Origin of the sequence: Reichenbachiella sp., from assembly GCF_965223055.1 — a bacterium.
Classification (GTDB): Bacteria; Bacteroidota; Bacteroidia; order Cytophagales; family Cyclobacteriaceae; genus Reichenbachiella.
This window is the reverse complement of sequence record NZ_CBDCVM010000010.1, coordinates 198138-217368: the sequence shown is the minus strand read 5'-3', so window position 1 is coordinate 217368 and position 19231 is coordinate 198138. Positions and strand designations below refer to the sequence as shown.

General features: G+C 40.6%; 16 protein-coding genes. 9 read left to right on the top strand and 7 right to left on the bottom strand.

Annotation, left to right across the window (positions count from 1 at the left end):
- Positions 1–78: 78 nt before the first annotated feature.
- Positions 79–1296 (bottom strand): ABC transporter permease, encoded by a 1218-nt coding sequence (locus ACOQO5_RS08795; protein WP_420581323.1) that lies wholly within the window; start codon positions 1294–1296, stop codon positions 79–81.
- Between the two features lie 67 nt (positions 1297–1363).
- Between ACOQO5_RS08795 and ACOQO5_RS08790 the strand changes: the two genes are divergently transcribed.
- Entirely contained in the window at positions 1364–2539 is a 1176-nt protein-coding gene (locus tag ACOQO5_RS08790) for an exo-beta-N-acetylmuramidase NamZ domain-containing protein (protein ID WP_420581322.1), read from the top strand.
- Positions 2540–2545: 6 nt separating this feature from the next.
- Here ACOQO5_RS08790 and ACOQO5_RS08785 read toward each other — a convergent pair whose 3' ends face one another.
- Positions 2546–2926, bottom strand: coding sequence for a rhodanese-like domain-containing protein (locus tag ACOQO5_RS08785; protein WP_420581321.1), 381 nt, complete (start codon positions 2924–2926; stop codon positions 2546–2548).
- A 44-nt stretch (positions 2927–2970) separates the two neighbouring features.
- Here ACOQO5_RS08785 and ACOQO5_RS08780 point away from each other — a divergent pair, with 44 nt between their 5' ends.
- The 7 genes from ACOQO5_RS08780 (at position 2971) to ACOQO5_RS08750 (ending at position 9537) form a co-directional block, all read left to right on the top strand.
- On the top strand, positions 2971–3480 hold the full coding sequence (locus tag ACOQO5_RS08780) for a GNAT family N-acetyltransferase (RefSeq protein WP_420581320.1): 510 nt from the start codon (positions 2971–2973) through the stop codon (positions 3478–3480).
- Positions 3481–3556: 76 nt separating this feature from the next.
- Positions 3557–4507, top strand: coding sequence for a bifunctional helix-turn-helix transcriptional regulator/GNAT family N-acetyltransferase (locus tag ACOQO5_RS08775; protein WP_420581319.1), 951 nt, complete (start codon positions 3557–3559; stop codon positions 4505–4507).
- A 28-nt stretch (positions 4508–4535) separates the two neighbouring features.
- On the top strand, positions 4536–5444 hold the full coding sequence (locus ACOQO5_RS08770) for a DMT family transporter (RefSeq protein ID WP_420581318.1): 909 nt from the start codon (positions 4536–4538) through the stop codon (positions 5442–5444).
- A 36-nt stretch (positions 5445–5480) separates the two neighbouring features.
- Entirely contained in the window at positions 5481–6353 is an 873-nt protein-coding gene (locus ACOQO5_RS08765; RefSeq protein ID WP_420581317.1) for a TolB family protein, read from the top strand.
- 129 nt (positions 6354–6482) lie between these two features.
- Positions 6483–7106 carry a DUF4136 domain-containing protein gene (locus tag ACOQO5_RS08760; RefSeq protein WP_420581316.1) on the top strand — a complete coding sequence of 208 codons (624 nt, stop codon included), beginning with the start codon at positions 6483–6485 and terminating at the stop codon, positions 7104–7106.
- Between the two features lie 12 nt (positions 7107–7118).
- Positions 7119–7715 (top strand): hypothetical protein, encoded by a 597-nt coding sequence (locus tag ACOQO5_RS08755; protein WP_420581315.1) that lies wholly within the window; start codon positions 7119–7121, stop codon positions 7713–7715.
- Positions 7716–7800: 85 nt separating this feature from the next.
- Positions 7801–9537: an ABC transporter ATP-binding protein gene (locus ACOQO5_RS08750; RefSeq protein WP_420581314.1), complete on the top strand. Its 1737-nt coding sequence runs from the start codon at positions 7801–7803 to the stop codon at positions 9535–9537.
- A gap of 2 nt (positions 9538–9539) precedes the next feature.
- On the opposite strand, the gene ACOQO5_RS08745 is transcribed toward ACOQO5_RS08750, so the two are convergent.
- A complete protein-coding gene (locus tag ACOQO5_RS08745; RefSeq protein WP_420581313.1) occupies positions 9540–10850 on the bottom strand; it encodes a hypothetical protein in 1311 nt (436 codons plus the stop codon).
- Between the two features lie 149 nt (positions 10851–10999).
- Positions 11000–11545 carry an REP-associated tyrosine transposase gene (locus ACOQO5_RS08740; RefSeq protein WP_420581312.1) on the bottom strand — a complete coding sequence of 182 codons (546 nt, stop codon included), beginning with the start codon at positions 11543–11545 and terminating at the stop codon, positions 11000–11002.
- Between the two features lie 39 nt (positions 11546–11584).
- Between ACOQO5_RS08740 and ACOQO5_RS08735 the strand changes: the two genes are divergently transcribed.
- Positions 11585–12142, top strand: coding sequence for a hypothetical protein (locus ACOQO5_RS08735; protein ID WP_420581311.1), 558 nt, complete (start codon positions 11585–11587; stop codon positions 12140–12142).
- A gap of 225 nt (positions 12143–12367) precedes the next feature.
- Here the strand turns inward: ACOQO5_RS08735 and ACOQO5_RS08730 are convergent, their stop codons facing one another.
- From ACOQO5_RS08730 to ACOQO5_RS08720, 3 genes are read right to left on the bottom strand one after another with little or no spacing between them, the layout of a single operon-like run.
- Positions 12368–12640: a hypothetical protein gene (locus ACOQO5_RS08730; protein ID WP_420581310.1), complete on the bottom strand. Its 273-nt coding sequence runs from the start codon at positions 12638–12640 to the stop codon at positions 12368–12370.
- The gene (locus ACOQO5_RS08725; protein ID WP_420581309.1) at positions 12621–13373 is read right to left on the bottom strand and encodes a hypothetical protein; all 753 of its coding nucleotides are present in this window, start codon (positions 13371–13373) and stop codon (positions 12621–12623) included. The genes ACOQO5_RS08730 and ACOQO5_RS08725 overlap by 20 nt, the downstream gene beginning before the upstream one ends.
- Before the next feature lie 8 nt (positions 13374–13381).
- Positions 13382–19186: a hypothetical protein gene (locus ACOQO5_RS08720; RefSeq protein WP_420581308.1), complete on the bottom strand. Its 5805-nt coding sequence runs from the start codon at positions 19184–19186 to the stop codon at positions 13382–13384.
- Between the last annotated feature and the right edge of the window lie 45 nt (positions 19187–19231).

Genomic DNA, 19231 nt, shown 5'->3' with positions numbered 1-19231 from the left:
AGAAACGAGAATTTTGAAGGTGGTTATTAAAATAACCATCAGAAGAATTGATGAATCAATTGAATCTCTTGATTAAAACTAGTTGAACCGAATAGCTGCGATCGGCTTGATTCTGGACACTACGGTCATTGGAATACCTAAGGCCAAGGAGACCACCAAAAAAGTCAATACATTGAGCCCAATGAGCGACTCGTAATCCCAAGAAATGGGCACATAATACATGTAATAATTAGCTGCATCGAGTGGTACCAATTGAAATTGATCCTGTACCAGGGCTATGATCAAAGCGATTAAATTGCCATAAACGAGTCCCTTAGTTACGAGCAACATTCCTTTAAACAAGAAGATGCGTTTAACTTGTCTTTTACTAGCTCCAAGCGCTTGAAGCACGCCAATCATATAGGTCCGCTCAAGAATGAGTATCAGCAATATGGAAATCATGTTAAAACAAGCAACAATTAGAATCAACCCTAAAAAGACAGATACATTTTGATTGAGTAAACCGAGCCAATCAAAGATTTGATTGTATTTATCACTCACCTTATCTACATACAAATCAGCGTCTATTGCATTGAAAAGCACATTTTCAGCTTCATCAATTTGGGACTTGTCTTTGACAAAAACTTCGAACCCACCCACTTGATCCTTATTCCATTCATTCAATCTTTGAATCATTCCAAGGTCACCGATGATCACACTTTTATCAAACTCTTCTAATCCCGTTTCATAAATACCCACCAATTTCAATCTTCTAAACCTTGGAGGATTTTGAACAAAGTGAATCATAAATTTATCACCCAATTCCATGCTCAGTTTTTTGGCAATGTGCTTACTCAATATCACCTCGTCGGAATAACCATCCGCTTTATGCTTGATAAACCTACCATTCTGCATATTGATAGCGAAACGTGCCGTATCAAATTGAGCATCTACTCCTTTGTAAACGACTCCTTCTACTTCTTCTTTGGTCTTAATCAATCCAGGCTTATAGGCAAAAGCCTGTACATGGTCTATAAAATCAAACTCATCCTTTTGTGTATAAAAATCAGAACCAAAACTGATGGATTTTTCATCCAACGCATTCCCCATATTGTATTTGGTGATTTCCAAATGACCTTTGAAATTGTAGATTTTTTGTTTGATCGTTTGTTGAAAACCACCCAGAATAAAAAACGCTAAGATCATTGCAGCCAGCCCCACACTGATACTAATGATGGCCAGTTTAGATATGATGGAAGAAAAGGACGAATTGGCCTCTGAGGTAATGCGTTTGGATATGAAATAAGGAAAATTCAATTTTTACAACTACTTTCGTTGAGTACTCTAAAAAAGGGTGTAAAATAATTAAATCAAAGCAATTCCGTTGATCCTAATCAAATACTTTAGTCGCGTCCTTGTTTTCACTGCAAGTCTAGCCTTTTGTAGCTGTCAGGCACAAGTGACCGAACCGCCATTTATAATGACTGGTGCAGAGCAAATGGATCAGTACCTACCAAAGTTGGCAGGCAAATCCGTGGCATTATTGATCAATCACACTTCGCTGGTGAATGACACTCACCTGCTTGATACTTTGCTTTCATCCGGAGTAGAAGTAGTCAAAATATTCGCACCTGAACATGGTTTCCGCGGTGACCTCGCCAATGGTGAACAAGTAGATGATGGCTTTGACCAAAAAACAGGATTACCCCTTATTTCTCTTTATGGTAAAAATAAAAAGCCAACCAAGGAACAATTGGAAGGAATAGATGTGGTGATCTATGACATCCAGGATGTAGGTGCACGATTTTACACCTATATAAGTTCTATGCACTATATGATGGAGGCCTGTGGAGAAAATGGCATTAGTTTTTTAATTTTCGACCGTCCCAACCCGAATGCTCATTATGTAGATGGCCCAGTGTTAGAAATCGAAAAGGCCTCCTTTGTAGGCATTCACCCTATACCTATTGTATATGGAATGACCGTTGGTGAATTAGCACTCATGATCAAAGGAGAAGGCTGGATCAAACAATCAGAAACCCTTGACTTGCAAGTCATTCATCTGAAAAATTGGACACGAGATAGCAGCTATATTCTACCCGTGTCTCCCTCTCCCAATTTACCAAATTCGCAGGCTATTTCATTGTACCCATCATTATGTCTTTTCGAAGGCACTCATGTAAGCATGGGAAGAGGTACTGATTTTCCCTTTCAAGCAGTCGGTTATCCAGACCCAGCCTTTGGCGCATTTGAATTCACCCCTCGGAGCATCCCCGGCGTTTCCAAATACCCTCCACACAAAAACAAAATTTGTTACGGTTATGATTTGCGTTCAGTCCCTCAACCCAATAGAATTGACCTCTCCTATTTGATCCAATTCTATAATCAATCCAATCAGAAAGATGATTTTTTTAATGCGTTTTTCACCAATCTGGCAGGCACCAAAACGCTACGTGAACAAATTGAAGATGGATGGACAGAAGAAGAAATTCGAGCCAGCTGGGAATCAGATCTGGTTGCATTCGAAAGTAAAAGAAAGTCTTATTTAATCTATAAATAAACTATTTTACTCTATTTCTAACCCTTTAGCCTTCCAGGCATTCATCCCACCTCGCATCTCATATACTTTTTTAAATCCAAGATCCTTCATTTGACTTAAGGTCTTCCCACTTCTACCTCCTGATCTACAATAGATATAGTAGGTGGTCTCTTTATTTAGGGCCTTCAATTTTTCATCAAAATCATCACCATAAAAATCTAACTGTTCTGCGCCAGGCACTTTACCCTCAGCTACTTCTTCATCTGTTCTCAAATCCAGAATCACAAAATTCTCTTGCTCCTGATCGATTTGAGCCTGGAAAGATTTTGGCGACAATTGATTAGCTACTTGTCCTTGACAAGAAGTACCCACAGCGAGTAACAGTATCAAACAAATTACGTTTCTCATTTCACTCTTATTATGTTTGTTTGCTAATATAATCATTTCAATTCATGCCTATCCATCCGCTAATTACAACAGAAAGAACATACCTCTGCACGCCAGACACACTCGAGTTTGCTCAAATTCGAAAACTTGACTCAGACCCTGAAATTTTGAAATATATCACCGGTGGCAAGACGAGATCTGAATCAGAATCAAAAGATTGGATATCAAAAAGACTCTCAGAGTATCAAACCGATGGCTATGGCCTCATGCCAGCTTATCTAAAGGAAAACGACGCATTCATTGGCTGGGGTGGCCTCAAACGTTTGGACCAAACGGACAAAATTGAAGTCGGTTATAGATTCGATAAACCCTATTGGGGACAAGGTTTTGCAACTGAAATTACTAAAGCTGTGGTGAAGTACGCCCAAGAAAAACTAGGCATCACACAATTAGTAGCTGTTACAGATCTGGATAACACCGCTTCTCAAAAGGTGTTAATCAAATGCGGTTTCCAAAACTTAGGACAGGCGCACTATTATAACAACGACGTCCTATACTTTGAACTCAATATGTGAATGATGTTCGGTTCATTGCTTGAAACATAATGTTTAATATATACGTAGTTAACTACGTTTCTAATAACTTTATGAAATGGATACTATCAAACAACTTGGTGAATTGGCCTTAGGGAGCAGACTCAAAAGACTGAGCGATGAAATAATGAAGGATGGCAAGAAAATATATGCCGCCAACAAAATCGACTTTGAGCCCAAATGGTTTCCGGTATACTACGCCATATCTCAACAAGAAAAAACGACAGTCACAGATATAGCCGAAGCTATTGGATTCAAACACCCGTCTGTGAGCCAACTAGTCAAAGAACTAGAAAAAGAAGGACTCATAGAAACTAAAGCCAATTCCAAAGATGCAAGAAAGCGTAATCTGAAATTGTCTAAAAAAGGCTTGGAATTGCTACCGGGTATTGAATCCATTTGGTCTGACATATCAAATGCGATGAATGAGATGATTGACCAACACACACATAACATTCTATGTGCTATGGAACAATGCGAAGATGATTTTGAAAAAACACCCATGTATGATCGAGTACAAAAACACCGTAAACAAAGATTGATGAGTCAAATAGAAATCGTCGACTATCAACCCAAATATGCCCCCGACTTTTTACGTCTAAATACGGAATGGATTGAGAAATACTTCAAATTGGAAGAAGAAGACAGAAAGACCCTAGAAAACCCTGACAAATTCATTATTAAACCCGGAGGAGCGATCAAATTGGCTAAATACAAAGATGAAATTGTTGGAACCTGCGCCTTGATCAAAGTCAATGAAAAAGTGTACGAATTGGCAAAAATGGCAGTAACTGAAAAATGTCAGGGTCTACAAATTGGCAAAAAATTAGGATTGTCCGTATTAGAAAAAGCAAAGGAATTGGGTGGAACCAAGGTAATTCTTGAATCCAATAAAAAACTGACTCCCGCCATTAATCTGTATAAGTCACTGGGATTCAAATCTGGTCAACATTTTGGAGGAAAGTCTGTATACGAAAGGTGCGATATCGAAATGGAAATCATGATATAGTATATAACTTGCGGGCCAAATAAATCGCATGACAAACTCAACCAACAATCAGCAAAAAGGGCTCATTTTCGCTTGCCTCACTGCAATTTTATGGGGCTTTTTAGCGATCGCTCTGAAGGTAGCTGTCACAGAAATTGATCCTATCACTGTTTCCTGGTTTAGATTTTCTATAGCCACCATATTTCTATTAGTCTTTATCCAAGCCAAAGGCAAAGGAGAGCTCGGTTCTTTGAGAATATTTCCCTGGCTGGCGGTAGTTGCTGCTGCAGGGCTCTCATTAAACTATATCGGTTATATCGCGGGTATTGAGATGACCAGCCCTAGCAATGCTCAAATTATCATTCAATCTGCCCCAATTACTCTTGGAATTATTGGAATTTTTTTCTTCAAAGAAAAAGTTTCAAAAAGGCAACTGGTAGGCATAGCCATTGCTGCCGTAGGCTTTTATTTTTTCTATCTCAATCAGCTAGATAGCCAAGCTGTCAGTGGACAATCCGTTTATAATATTGGCTCATTTTATGTTCTACTTGCTGCCATATGCTGGGTAGTTTACGCAGTATGTCAAAAAGTCCTCGTACGCACTTATCCAGTAAGAGCAATAAATTTCATTTTATTCGTATTTTCCACATTTGCTTTGGCGCCAATGGTGGATTACCAAAGTATTTTTCAAATGAGTATAGGGATGTGGGCTCTGATGTTGTTTTTAGGTCTGAATACGTTTTTGGCGTATAGCTTTTTGGGTGAGGCTTTTAAATATGCTGACGCCAACAAAGTAGGCATCATCATTACATTAAATCCTTTGATTACAATTTTTGCAATGACTGTATTGGCCTACATAGAAGTCAGCTGGATCACTCCCGATGTGCTATCACCACAAGGATTCATTAGTGCATTAGCTGTAATTGCCGGTGCAATTTTGGCAGTTAAGTCTAAATAACAATTGAAAACAAAATAATATTTGTACTTTTAATCTATGAGTAGAATTATTACGACCATACTAACCACATTAGTGCTTTTGGCCAAATTTTCGGTGGGACATGCTCAATCCTCAACCGAGATTTTTCTATTTGAATTAATCAAGGAAAATGGCACTTATAAATTGGCGAACCCTAAGAATATTTCGAACAACCCGGGGTACGACAATCAACCTTCCTTCATTAGCGAAAATGAATTGGTTTATGCCGCGAATTTCGATAATCAAACCGACATTGTAAGACTCAATCTGGAGTCAAATGAAAAAACAAGAATGACCGAGACACCGGGAAGTGAATTTTCTCCTAAACTCACTCCTGATGGCAAATACATTTCGAGTATTATCCTGGATCGCAATGGGAGTCAGACCTTGGTGAAGTATCCTATGAAAGGAGGCGACCCAAAAATCATTCCTTCTGAACAGAAAATTGGATACTACTGTTGGTTCGATAAAAAAACCGTTTTCTCTTTCGTCGTAGGTTCTCCGCCTTCATTACAAGAATGGAACACCAAAAATTCGGAATTCAAAATTATCATGATGAACCCTGGAAGGTCGTTAAGTAAAATCCCAAGTCAGAAATCCATCAGTTTCATTCATAAAGAATCGGATGATATTTGGTATGTAAATAGTTATGACCCATTTACAGATAAAGTGACCTATATCACCGAATGCATCAAAGGAGCTGAAGACATGGCTTGGGCATCTGATGGAACCGCATTTCTAAGTGATCAAAAGAAGATTTACAAATTCAACTCCGAATCAGATAATTCTTGGCAACTTGTAGCCGACATGGAGACATTCAAGCTATCAGAAGCGTCAAGACTTGCCATCAGCCCAGACTTGAAATGGATGGCGGTTGTTATCGCAGAATAATAAAAGCAAAATCGTTTATGGAATGAACCTTAAATTCTTTTTTAAGGTTTATTATATCTTAGATAAGCACTAGATTTACATGCAAATACGCACTTTAATTAAAATAATTTCCCTTTTAAAATTGAATAAATGAAATTATCGAACTACATAATAATAGTAATAGCTCTCCTTGGACTGAATAGCTGTTACCCCTCTGAAGAAATACCGGTGACGGATTTAGATATTGTCATCACTTACAGAAATGAGAATACTGCCTTCTCTGGATATACCACCTATGCTGTTGCAGAAGAGGTGCTTTGGAACCCTGACAATACTGCGGATTATGATGGTGAATATGATGCTGCACTTATTGCTCAGATTAAATCTAATATGAACGCGCTGGGGTATGTGGAAGAAACGGATCCAGAAAACAATACACCTCACTTAGTCATCACTCCAGAATTGATATTTACCGACAATTATGTCGTAGGTGGTGGCGGCTGCTACTATGGATGTTGGGGATGGGGATGCCCTGGATGTTGGTGGGGAGGATATCCTCCATACTACCCGCCTACTTATGTGGTATCATATTCATCAGGAACTATCTTAATGCATATGCTAGACCCTGCTCAACCAGGCGCAGTAAGCGGCACTTACTTAACTGTCTGGAATGGTGGAGTCAATGGATTACTCAGAAAATCCCTAAGCGAAGCTCAATTAAATACCTATGTAGATCAAGCCTTTGATCAGTCAGCTTATTACCTAAAAAAATAAATAGTAGATCAGATGAAAAAATATATATTAATAGCCCTAGTAATTGGCTTAGCTCATTCAACTGCATCTGCGCAGATGTCAGTATTCAAAATAGACTGGAATGTTGGTGTTCCTATGGGAGACATGAAGGACTTCATCGAAAATGAAAGTTATAGAGGCATAAGGATTGGCGGTCGCGCATGGATCTATGACGAACTATCTGTAGGTGGTGAAGCTGGTTGGCAGGTATTCAACGGCAAATGGAGAGGAACACAAAATGTAAATGGCAATATTGATGCCTCTGGTACTCAATTCAGATATATGAATATTTATCCAGTGATGGCTAACATCCACTACTACTTAGGTGAAGATGGTGGTATGCGCCCATACCTGGGAACTAACGCTGGTGTTACTTTTATCAATACCAGGACCGAATTTGGTTTATGGGCAGTATCTGAAACATCCACTCATTTTTCAGTTGCTCCAGAAATTGGTGCTTTCATTCCAGTGGGTGTAGCTGGCGCAGGACTAAATATTGGCGCGCGGTATGACGTGGCTTTCAAAACCAGTAAGCTTGACATGAACGTTCAGTCATTCTCCTTTTTCTTAGGATTTATATTCCTGAACTAATACTTTTTAAAGACTTACTCAGATATTCTAATCTATTTTGGCAAATTGCCGTAATAGATTAGAATATTTTTTTTGACCCCATCGTATGAGTAAGCAAAAAGCCACTTTTGGACACGTCTTCAAAACTATAGTTTTACCTCGCAAGAATTTATTACTTCTTGGCTTGGTATTGATCATTATTAGTAGACTAGCTAGTCTAGTCTTGCCATGGGCAAGTCAAATACTGATAGATGATGTGATCAAATCCAGTGACTTTGATTTACTCAAAAAACTTCTTGCGGTAGTCGTAGGTGCCATTGTCGTTCAGGCCTCCACCAGCTTTGCCCTCACTCGCCTACTGAGCGTAGAAGCACAACATCTCATCGCTCAACTGAGGGTAAAAGTTCAAAAACAGATCATCCAGCTTCCTATTAACTTTTTTGACGACAACAAAAGTGGCGCACTAGTTTCGCGTATCATGAGCGATGTAGAAGGAGTAAGAAACCTGGTAGGTACTGGCCTGGTTCAACTGTTTGGCGGCTCCCTTGCTGCTATCCTTTCGCTAGTACTTCTGATCAGAATCAGTCCGATGATGACACTATACGTACTTGTACCTGTTGCTATTTTTGGTGTTATCTCCTTGAAAGCTTTTGGCTACATTCGGCCCATCTTTCGGACCAGGGGCAAGATCAATGCAGAAGTCACCGGTCGTTTGACAGAAACTTTAAACGGTATTCGCGTGATCAAAGGATTCAATGCGGAGGAACAAGAAATCAAGACGTTCGAGTACGGAGCTATGCGCTTGTATGAAAATGTAAAGAAGAGCCTCACCTCTACCGCACTCGTCACCAGTTCGGCTACTTTTCTTTTGGGCCTTGCTACAGCTGGCATCATGGGTATTGGTGGATATATGATCATCAATGATGATTTGACCTTCGGGGAATTCCTATCCTTTACTTTGTATTTGGGTTTTATGATTGCTCCTATAGTACAGATGAGTAATATCGGTAGCCAAATGACAGAGGCATTTGCAGGCTTAGATAGAACGGAAGAAATCATGTCTATGCCGACCGAGGAAGAAAATACTGAACGCGTTCATGACATGACTCGCATCGAAGGTTCGGTCAAATTTGATCAGGTCAGCTTTGCTTATGAAGAAGATAAAAACGTAATCAAAGACATTTCTTTCGAAGCCAAACCGGGTTCGGTTACTGCACTCGTAGGCACCTCAGGATCTGGCAAGTCTACGATCGCTGGATTGGTAGCCTCCTTTATCAGCCCTCAGTCGGGAAAGATTTTGGTTGATGATGTAGACCTTTCTACCATGACACTCAGCAGCTATCGAAATCAATTGGGCGTAGTACTTCAAGATGACTTTTTGTTTGAAGGCACGATTCGAGAAAACATTTTATTTCCTCGTCCAGACGCTACCGAGGAGCAGGTACAACAAGCCGTACATGCCGCTCATGTCCAGGAATTTACCGATCGATTTGAGGATGGGCTAGATACAGTCATCGGTGAGCGAGGGGTAAAACTATCCGGAGGACAAAGACAACGCATTGCCATCGCCAGAGCAGTTTTGGCCGACCCAAGAATTCTTATTCTGGACGAAGCGACTTCCAATCTGGACACAGAGAGTGAATCCTTTATTCAGGAAAGTTTAAAAACGCTGATGAAAGGCAGAACGACCTTCGTGATTGCGCACCGATTGAGCACCATCAAACAAGCAGATCAAATCCTGGTCATAGAGCAAGGCCAAATTGTGGAATCTGGCACACATGACGCTCTAATCGCTCAAAAAGGAAGGTACTTTGATTTGTATACTTATCAGGCGAGGATATAGGATTAGTCCTTATTCTTTCCTTTTTTGAAGTTGAAACCAAATCGTACATTCCAAGGGCTGTTATACAGTGGGTTGTCTTTGTGCATGAAGTTGTAGAGTAAGGAAATTTGCGCCTGCGTATTGGAGCCCAAATTAAACCTTCGCTCTATTCCAAGTAATAGGCTATTGTTCCATTCTACGGTATTTCTATCGGTAGGTGCGGTAGACTTGGCGGCCAATGATTCGAATTCTAAATGTGCGTAAAAATTCTTAAGTAAGAAATACTCTGTAAACACGCGATAACCATAGATCTGCCTATCTTGTGCCTGACCCAGTAAATCATCGAACTCTCCATTGAGTCGATAGTTGCCTCCGATTCCTACATCCCATTTCTTATTGATTCGATAAGCCAATTCAGGATTGAGATCTATTGAAGTTTGCTGATCAATGTGAATTTGAAAAGTACCGCCAAACACCAGTCGCTCCCAAAAAGTATCTCCTTCTAACGAGCTTCTCTTGGTAGCTGTGGACAGGTCATTAGAATTGACCACCTTGGAATACTTCTGCTTGAGTTCAGCACTCTGGGCCATGGCTTGCGCCAACACTTCCTCCTTTCCTTCGAAATAATTGACCCCCTTTACCTTGGATTGATTCACATTCAATAGTTCATCTGCCATTTCTTTGTACCCGAGTATTTTTTGCAGCTCGGGATTGTTAGAAGGGAAATTGATCTGACCTTGCTCCATGGCCTCCTTGGCCGCTCGCTCTTCCAGGTCATTGCCGTATTTTTTTGACAGTTCTTGTTTTTTGAGAATGATCAGATACTCTCGTTTTTCCTTATCATCTTCATGTGCTTTTAAGCTATCTCGATAGTCTTTCAGTTCGCTATGATAGCCCATGATCTGATTGTTCATACCATTATACTTGTCGTAGTAATAGTTTCCTTCCAGTCGATCTTTGGAATACAAGAGCAAATCTTCTTTAGATTTCATCTCCGTAGAGTCCCAGGCGGCAATTTCTTCTACTTCATACCATTCATTTGTAAAGATGAAGTGCTGCTTCTGCAGGCGTCTTTCTCTATTGGTGCTGTCTTTCCATTCTTGATTTCGCAAGGCATCCAGACTGTCTCTTTTCGCCTTATAGGCTTTACGCTGGGCTTTGAGGAATGCTTTGTTGTCTTTGGATATCTGATCTAATTCTGCCTTGTTTTTTTCTACCTCACCAATGGTATTGCTTCGGGTATTTTCGAAGAGTTTGATGTCGAAGGTCTGGGCGCTGGCTGAATAAACACAACCCAATAGGAAAAAGTATAGTAGGTAAGATTTGGTTTTCACTCGCATTGAATTACGCTGCTAAAATATACTAGTCTCCTCAGATAACCCACTAAATAGTAAAAGGTAAACAGATATTAACGGTTTATTTGTTTTGGACATTGATGCTTACTTTCTAATTCTCTGGCGCGCTTTTGTAAAGCGTGACAAATCTACGTCAGCATTTGTAATACGAACAGCCCGGGTAATCCTGCATAATCTTTGGCACTACTATACACATAGTGTTTTGGCTCATAAACATATCCTTCTTCCACCGGGTTTAAGTGAATGTAATTCAGCCGCTGGTCTATCATTTCATTTGTTGAAAGGTGAACCGGATGGTAGCCATCTTGCCAAACTTTATAATTCACTCCTTTTCTTACGCGCTTGGCAGCATATTCAAATTTCTTCAACATCCACTCTCGTCGACTCTCATTGATCTGACCGATCGTTTCAAGGAGTCGTTTGCTGGTGAACTTCTTTAAATCTCTCATGATCTCTCCCAACTTGGTATCATTAGAACTAACAATAGCATGCCAGTGATTACTCATTATCACATAGGCATGTACGTTCAGTCCTTTGTTCGATTGGCAATATTTAAGTGATTCTATGATAATCTCTTTATACACCGGTCTGGTCAATACATCTACCCAATCTACTACGGTGATTGTAATGAAATATAGTTCTCCGAGGAGATTCGCTTTATACTTTTCGGACATGAATACAAGATAGAAGCTGTATCATTGTATTACAAATACATGACAAAATCAGCACGCTTTACAAAAGCGCGCCAGTGGGGCATAATGAACCACCACAACCTAGCTTTTTCAGAAACACCATTTAAGTACAAGGATGAAGAAGGTATAACTGATTATGATGTTACATTCCCAAGAGATAAGAAGTGCAAAGGTTCTCCAAAAATACCCAATACAACAATTTGCTCAGGCTGCTTGATCAATGACTTTTTTGACCTCCTAATTGAAACAAGAAAATCAAAAAGAAAGAATTTCATTAGCCATCAAACCGAGCTTAGAAAGGATAAGTTAGCGTTTCTGGAAGAACTCAATGATATGTTAACGGATTATGAAGATCAGTTCTCTAGCCCTAGGTTAGAACAATATGACCTTGTAGGAGACTGTCAATATATCATTTCAGAGATGATTGAAGCATTTGACACTAGAGGAAGCAACGGTTACTATCCTGATGACCCTATTGTTACCACAGAGGCTGAAACCATAAAAGAAAAGCTAGATGAGATTTTGACGCGATTGCATAAAATCGAGCTTGCACAAGAATTTACTTACAATGTACTATAGAGGAGTTTGAAGAACTTAAGGAACTTGTACCTACCATTGGTCGCAAAAAAATCAATCAGATTTTCAAAGGAATATTATTTGATTTGATTAAAAAAAAGGCTTTAGATCCCAATACTTTGAAATTCATCTACCAGACTTTTACTGGTGAGGAATATCCTCTTATAACAAATTGACCCAATCAAGGTCATAAATCAAATCATGTAATCTGCATATTAGAAGTCTAAGTCATTCTTTCTTCTTTTTTGATGTTGACTTAAGTCTGCCCTCAAAAAACTTTCTTATTGCCCCAAAAGGAGGTAAGGTGTAATAGTAGACTAAAATCACAACGACTCCAATTAGCAATAAAAAATATCCACTGTATCCTGATCCTAACTGAGTCAAATAATCGATCCCAACGACAACCTTTCCAGAAACAATCATCCCTAGTCCAAGCAACAATAAAAGCAAACCTAAAACTAGGTAAAACAAATCCCCATACTTATTCTTTTTTGAACTCATTGCATTCGAGATATTTTATACACTTATTAAAAATCGAGCGAACATCTTTTTCCAAATAATCTGCCCAATGCCTATAATCATCGCCTTTCAATAATGCATAATATGCTAGCGCATATGCCCAAACTTTAAAATGAAGATAACCTGCTCCTCCTTTGACTTGCCAGCCAGAAAAACCCCCATCATTCCATGATTGCATTTCAACGATTGAAGTATTAGCTCCAAAAACCCCTAAACCATAAACGATCGTCAACAAATCTGTCACAAACTCATTATTCTCATCTATTCTCTGTTCATAAAGTAATTTATAATGGGCAAGTTCATGAGCAAGTGTTGCAATGAGAGCAATTGGATTTTTATATTGTTCTTCTTCTAACAATATTTCTACGTCACCAGATTCAAACTGGACATACTTTCCCGCAGTCAATTCCACATTCTCGCTATATTGACTAGACAAGCCACCTCCGAAATCTATTTGTTTTCTTTCGTTATAATATTTAATACAAATTTTTTCTTTGGGAACACCCATAATGCTACAAAGAGAAGTAAATATTGGATCAACGTCAGTTTCAGTACCAGTTATTTTGAAACAAAATGACTCACCTTTAGGCAAAATAACTTCATTCTCTAAAACATCATTTCCGAAGGTTGATAGAACCCATGAAAACGATTGATCAACGAACAATTTATCTTCTTCAGTAATCGGACATTTTGGACTTTTATTTAAAAACCACATAAACAGTTTTAATTTGCTCGTATCATTGTTTCGTCTTTTCGAATCGTCTCACCCTTTTCTGATTGTGCAATTTTTTCTTGCGCAAGATCAAACGGGGAAGCACCTGCTGTTAATTTTGCACCTGCAATTCTCTGAGTTTGCTCTGAGGCATCTAATTTATTAAATTCTTCTGTAGACAAATCACCTCTTGCCGCATCCATCACGCCAGTCGTCCATTCATTTTGCAATCCTTGGAGCTCCATTGTCGTACTCATGTTGTCGATGACAATATCTGAACCTAATGATTCAACAAATGCCCCTGATTCGGTAAAAGATTCTGTAACAGTTATGGATTCAGCTTTATCTAAAATAGTTTGAGCATCTTTAAGTACTCTCCCCAATGTTTTGGCAAGATTACCTGCTGTGTTTCCAAACCCATGCTCTCTATCACCAACACCTCTCTCTGCACCTGAAGGAATATTATTGGATATTGAACCATTTCCTCGACTAGCAGAATAAGTTGTTCGTTTGGTAAACATGGCTCCTTGTCTTCTACCTAGAGTTGCAAACCCTGAAGGTCGTCTAGAAATAGTAGCTGCTTCAGAAACAGTTCGCCTTATGTTTGCTGAATTCCCCCCTGCTCCTGATCGTCTCCCACTTGGCCTAGGTGCTCGTACTGCTTCTAACCCTTCTAATTCTATATGAGCAACCACTTTATTCTCACTAAAAGCATATGGTGAATTATGTACGTAACTTTCTGCCAGTGGATCAACACAAAAGAATCTACCCAATGCAGGATCACTATTTCTCCATTTAAAGGAGTCCCAGTTCAGCCCTAAATCACTTATACGTTCTTGCCCTTGAAATTTCCAATTCTGCACCGTACTAGCCGCTCTTGAGTAGCTACCGAATGTCAGCCCAAAAGGATAATAATCATCCTTGCTAACAATCGGCGTATGATGCTGCGTCACAGTAAAATCGTCAAAGAACACATCGATAGGAGTATCTTCCTCATTCGATAGGTAAATATATACATATCCCGAATGAGAGATCGTGATACTATGTTCCAGTTTTTCGTGAGCCTCTCCGGTTGGGTTTTCATCCGTCACATTTATTCCTGTTTCCTTGGCAAGTTCACTGATTTGCTGATGACCTGTGAGTTCACTGATTGGATTGTAGTACTCGTCAAAAACCATATAGTTGAGATAAGCCTTGGGTGCTGAGGTAGGATTGGTCTTACCACTCCAGTCTACAAAAGGGTTGGCATCTGCTCCTATGCCGCCTCCGTCAACTACTATACCTCCTACATTGGATGCGATGTTGGATACCATGGTATTCATGGCATTTGTCCAGCCTCCCGACTCAGACTGTAGGAAGTACTTGGCATATACTTCCATATCGATCACATCTCCTGGTTTTACTTTCAGCGACTTGCCCAGCCCTTCTCTTTCGTTGGTCGAACCATTCAAGCGAATTGAGGTATTGCCTCCAGCGGTATGGTTGAACAATTCTGCTGTGATCTTTACCATGCCGTCATAGCCTGTGAAATAGTTTGATTCATTGGTTTGTACTGCTGGCTCAAAGCTGGCTAATGATTGCTCCTGATCTCCTTCTTCCTTGAATGTTGCTCTCACATTGCCCAAATGATCTTTGAGATGGTATTGGTATTCGTACTCGACGAAATTACCATCGACATCTGTTTCATACACGATCCTTCCTTCCTCATGCTGTATGAACTGCAATTGGCTTGGGTCAGCATCTTTTGTTTCATAAATAAATGCGCCTTGATAGTCCGTGCGTTTAGTTTGGGTACCACCTTCATAGACGATCTGTGCTAGTTTGATACCTGCAGCATCGTAGATGTATTCGATACGGTCTGAGCCATCGCCATTCATTTCTACTCGGATGGGCAAATTCAAGTGGTTGTACTCAATCTTTTCTATGCCTTTGTTGGCATCGCTGATCATGTTGCCGTTGGCATCATACTCATATTCTGTACTTGCACTAGCGCCGTCTTTGAAACCTAAATCTGCTGATCCACTATCATCCACTTTGGTCAATTGATTGCCTACATACTTGTAGTCAAGGTTATCCCAATCTGTGGTGCTTCCAGTATCATCGAGCCCTTTTCTTTCGAGTGCCAAGATATTTCCATTCGCATCGTAGTCGATGTTGGGTACTGAGAAAGCGCCACTGTTATAGGAAGCTGACTTCAGTCGATTCACCGGATCGTAGGTGTAGTCATATTCGTTTGCCGTAGTTTCAAATGGATTCTTCCAGTCGATCGCACCTATGTTGCCGTTGTACTGGCCGGCTTCATCATACTTGAGCTGCATAGCAAAGTAGTCCTCAGGATCTGGTGTGACTGGGTCATTTATCTTAGTGAGCCAGCCTCGGATGTTGTACTGATAGTCTACTTCCTGACTGAAGTTTCCTCCGCCTTCATCGTTGAGTTTCTTTTTGATCAACTCCCCTAGTTCATTGTATTCATTTGCTAATATCACTACTGCAGGGTCGCTATTGATTTGATGGCTCACGCTCATCAATCGATCGGCATGATCGTAGTCAAATACCTTAGTAATGGTGTCGGCAGCATTGGTCAATGCACTTTCGTGATAGTGTGTGGTTTTGACCACCAGTGGGTGCACCAAACTATAATATTCATTGACCAAGGAGTCGTAGTTGTCCTGATAGTCCTTGGAAACACTACTAGCTACTCGATACCTACTGTCATAGAGGGTCACAGATTCGTTCCAGTCATAGCTACCATCCGGAAGGTCTACTCGTACCTTGGCTCCTGTCACATAGGTTTTGGCTTGATTTTCACTGGTAAAGTCACCCAAGCCCCAGTGGCCATCGGTAGAGAAATCGTAGTTGTCGTAGTAGGTGACGGTAAGCAAACCAGCTTCTGTGGCTGCTGTTGGATAACCGCTGTTGTCGTACCCATGTAACGTGCCTGTGCCGGTATATTCTTCGTAATACGGAGATCCATCTACCAGCGCATTTACCTCAGTTTGGATAGCTGTTCTTGATCTGGAGTCATTTATTATTCCAGTCAATACTGGTCGGTTCAATTGATCATACTTGGTGAAAGTCCATTCTCCAGCTTCTCTTTGTTTACCGTCCTGGGTCATTACCAAACGGTCCCGATTGTCATAGACCATCAGTACTGAATCAGCACTAGGCACTTGCTTCATGACCATGCGCTGGCGCTCGTCGTAGCGGTATTCGAAAGCATAATTACTCAAAAAGGTAGAAGTCACTTTATTGAATTCCACTTTGGCAATCATTTTGTCTTTTCTTTCTCCACCGGGTGCACTGCTATAGGTGTAAGTCAATTCATGCTCTCCAACACCCGCGACTTCAGGGTGAAATACATTGTCAACTACTCCTCTTCCATCCCAATTTCCACCTAACGGAGATCCAACTAATTCCATGGGTGAATCATCATTGAGCGTAATCTGATCGATACCTGCATCTGGTGAGCAGATAATTGCCTCCATCCATTTTGCATTCGAAAAATTGATACACCCATATTTAATAACTCCACGGCGGTAATACTTGGTCTCAACTGGTGGTGTATAAGCCGGATGGGTCGCTGCGGGTATATCAATCCAAACTGACTCATCGTCAGAAGACTGCCATTGATAAGCCAATTCAGGATCGGCTAATACCGTTCCGGTCAGTGTTTCTGGTGAATCCTCTACGCATATTTGTATATCACTTCCTATCGTACCAGCCTCGGGTAACTCCTTTACAGTGATGTCTACCACGTTCGATACGGCACTACCGCAAGCACTGGTCACTGTCCTCCTGTAACTTGTGCTTTGATTTACTGTACCAAAAGAATAATTTGCTTCGGTTGCTCCCAATTGCGGGTTCCATACAAGTCCATCAGTAGAAGATTCCCATTGATAGGTATAATTACCATCTCCACCTATAGGTGCGGTAGGAATTAGATCATTGGGTAAATCCCCAAAGCAAACTTCTTGATCACCAGAGTCTATGGATCCAGCATCGAGATCGTTAAAAATCATGACCGAAACAGGTACTGTATAAACTGTTCCACAAAAATGTCCTGAGGTCGCAGCTCGTCTATACCATGTATTTTCTGTAATAGGTTGAGCATCATATAGAACGCCTTCCGCACCTTCAATATTTGCAAATCCGCTACTTTCACCTTCTAAGGACTGTTGCCATTGATAGGTGATTGAAGTTCCACCGGAAGCCAAAGCTGAGCTTGTAAACTCACCAGGATCGCCACCTGTACACAAAATCTGACTATTTTCAACTATACCCGGAAGCAATTCGTCATATACTGAGATTTCAACTGGAGAAGTATGATTAGTCCCGCAACTAGAATTCACCACTCTACGAAACCAGGTCGTTTCTGTCAGTATGGAAGGATCAAAGTTTTCATTAGTAGCCCCACTTATATCTACAAAATCCGCCTCTGGACCAGTAGTTGATTGTTGCCATTGATAACTGCGTTCAGTTCCTCCTCCGGCGGGAGTCGCGCTATTTATAATATTTGCGTCACTATTGTAACAGAGTGTTTGAGCTTCACTAATACTTCCTGCTGTTAAATTACCGTACACGGTCAGTTTAATGACATTGGTATACTTGGTTCCACACCCCGAACTAGAGGTAACTCTTCTACGAAACCAAGTAGTTTGAGACAAAGCTGGAGGGTTATAGGTACTTCCGGTAGCCCCACTAATATTTGCAAATCCACTCGAAGAGTTGGTAGTTGATTGTTGCCATTGATAACTCCGAGTAGCTCCACCAGAAGCTGATGCTGTATTAGTTAACGTACTTGCATCATCATTGTAACAAATCGTCTGAGCATTTCCTATGCTTCCTGCATTCAAATTCGATCTCACTGTGACCTTAATTGCATTGGAGTCTTTGTATCCACAATTAGAACTCGAAGTAACCCTTCTTCTATACCATGTAGTTTTTGTAATACTGGGCGGGTTATAAGTACTACCTGTAGCTCCACTAATGTTCGAAAACCCACTAGATGAGCTTGTCGTAGACTTTCTCCATTGATAGGTACGTGTAGCACCACCTGAAGCTGAAGCCGTATTGGTCAATGTACTAGGATTTCCATTATAACAAACGGTTTGTGCATTCCCAATGCTTCCTGAGTTCAAGTTAGCTCTTACCGTGATTTTTTCACTGGCGGCGTACTTGGTTTTCCCGCAGGAGATTACTCTACGGCGGTAATATCTGGTAGCAGTTAAATTTCCTGGTGAATACGACGTACCCGTGGCGCCAGAAATATTGGACCAATTGGAATTATTGGTAGACACTTGCCACTGATAACTGTAAGATGATAGTCCGCCGCTCGCACTTGATGAATTACCCAATGTACCAGCAGAGGCTCCATAGCATATGGTTTTGGCTCCACTTGTATTGCCTGGGTTTAAGGTATTCGGATTTACACTTTTATAGCCAGCGCTCTGGGCACTGCCCCATTTTCTACTGTAAGGATTGTATGATCTAAGGTATACAGATCTAGAACTGGTAAATGAATAGTAGGTACCCTGGTACGATTTACTTGTTCCACCAGAAGAAGTCTGCCAGTACCACACCGTTCCTGCCGGTGCGTTCGAGTTTCTTTTCACTTTTGTAGTACCACATTGGTAATAAGTACTAAATGATGTGGATGGCCTAGCTGGTGTTCCACTAGTGCCACCTCCTCCTCCGCTTCCACCCCCTCCACCAGTGTCTGGGTCTGGGGCTGGGCCTTGAGCGAAACTGCTGAGACAGGCCATAGCAAAAAGAAAAACAAGGCCGAAAAAAATTGTGTTATCAGGTCGTAATCTCATGATCTTATTGCTATTTCTATTGATTATTGAAATAAAATATTGCTT

What these genes read in the sequence shown, in the direction of transcription:
- ACOQO5_RS08785 (WP_420581321.1), bottom strand. Translation starts at nt 2,926, where the DNA reads ATGAGAAACGTAATTTGTTTGATACTGTTACTCGCTGTGGGTACTTCT.
- ACOQO5_RS08780 (WP_420581320.1), top strand. Translation starts at nt 2,971, where the DNA reads ATGCCTATCCATCCGCTAATTACAACAGAAAGAACATACCTCTGCACG.
- ACOQO5_RS08775 (WP_420581319.1), top strand. Translation starts at nt 3,557, where the DNA reads ATGGATACTATCAAACAACTTGGTGAATTGGCCTTAGGGAGCAGACTC.
- ACOQO5_RS08770 (WP_420581318.1), top strand. Translation starts at nt 4,536, where the DNA reads ATGACAAACTCAACCAACAATCAGCAAAAAGGGCTCATTTTCGCTTGC.
- ACOQO5_RS08765 (WP_420581317.1), top strand. Translation starts at nt 5,481, where the DNA reads ATGAGTAGAATTATTACGACCATACTAACCACATTAGTGCTTTTGGCC.
- ACOQO5_RS08760 (WP_420581316.1), top strand. Translation starts at nt 6,483, where the DNA reads ATGAAATTATCGAACTACATAATAATAGTAATAGCTCTCCTTGGACTG.
- ACOQO5_RS08755 (WP_420581315.1), top strand. Translation starts at nt 7,119, where the DNA reads ATGAAAAAATATATATTAATAGCCCTAGTAATTGGCTTAGCTCATTCA.
- ACOQO5_RS08750 (WP_420581314.1), top strand. Translation starts at nt 7,801, where the DNA reads ATGAGTAAGCAAAAAGCCACTTTTGGACACGTCTTCAAAACTATAGTT.
- ACOQO5_RS08740 (WP_420581312.1), bottom strand. Translation starts at nt 11,545, where the DNA reads ATGTCCGAAAAGTATAAAGCGAATCTCCTCGGAGAACTATATTTCATT.
- ACOQO5_RS08735 (WP_420581311.1), top strand. Translation starts at nt 11,585, where the DNA reads ATGACAAAATCAGCACGCTTTACAAAAGCGCGCCAGTGGGGCATAATG.
- ACOQO5_RS08730 (WP_420581310.1), bottom strand. Translation starts at nt 12,640, where the DNA reads ATGAGTTCAAAAAAGAATAAGTATGGGGATTTGTTTTACCTAGTTTTA.
- ACOQO5_RS08725 (WP_420581309.1), bottom strand. Translation starts at nt 13,373, where the DNA reads ATGTGGTTTTTAAATAAAAGTCCAAAATGTCCGATTACTGAAGAAGAT.
- ACOQO5_RS08720 (WP_420581308.1), bottom strand. Translation starts at nt 19,186, where the DNA reads ATGAGATTACGACCTGATAACACAATTTTTTTCGGCCTTGTTTTTCTT.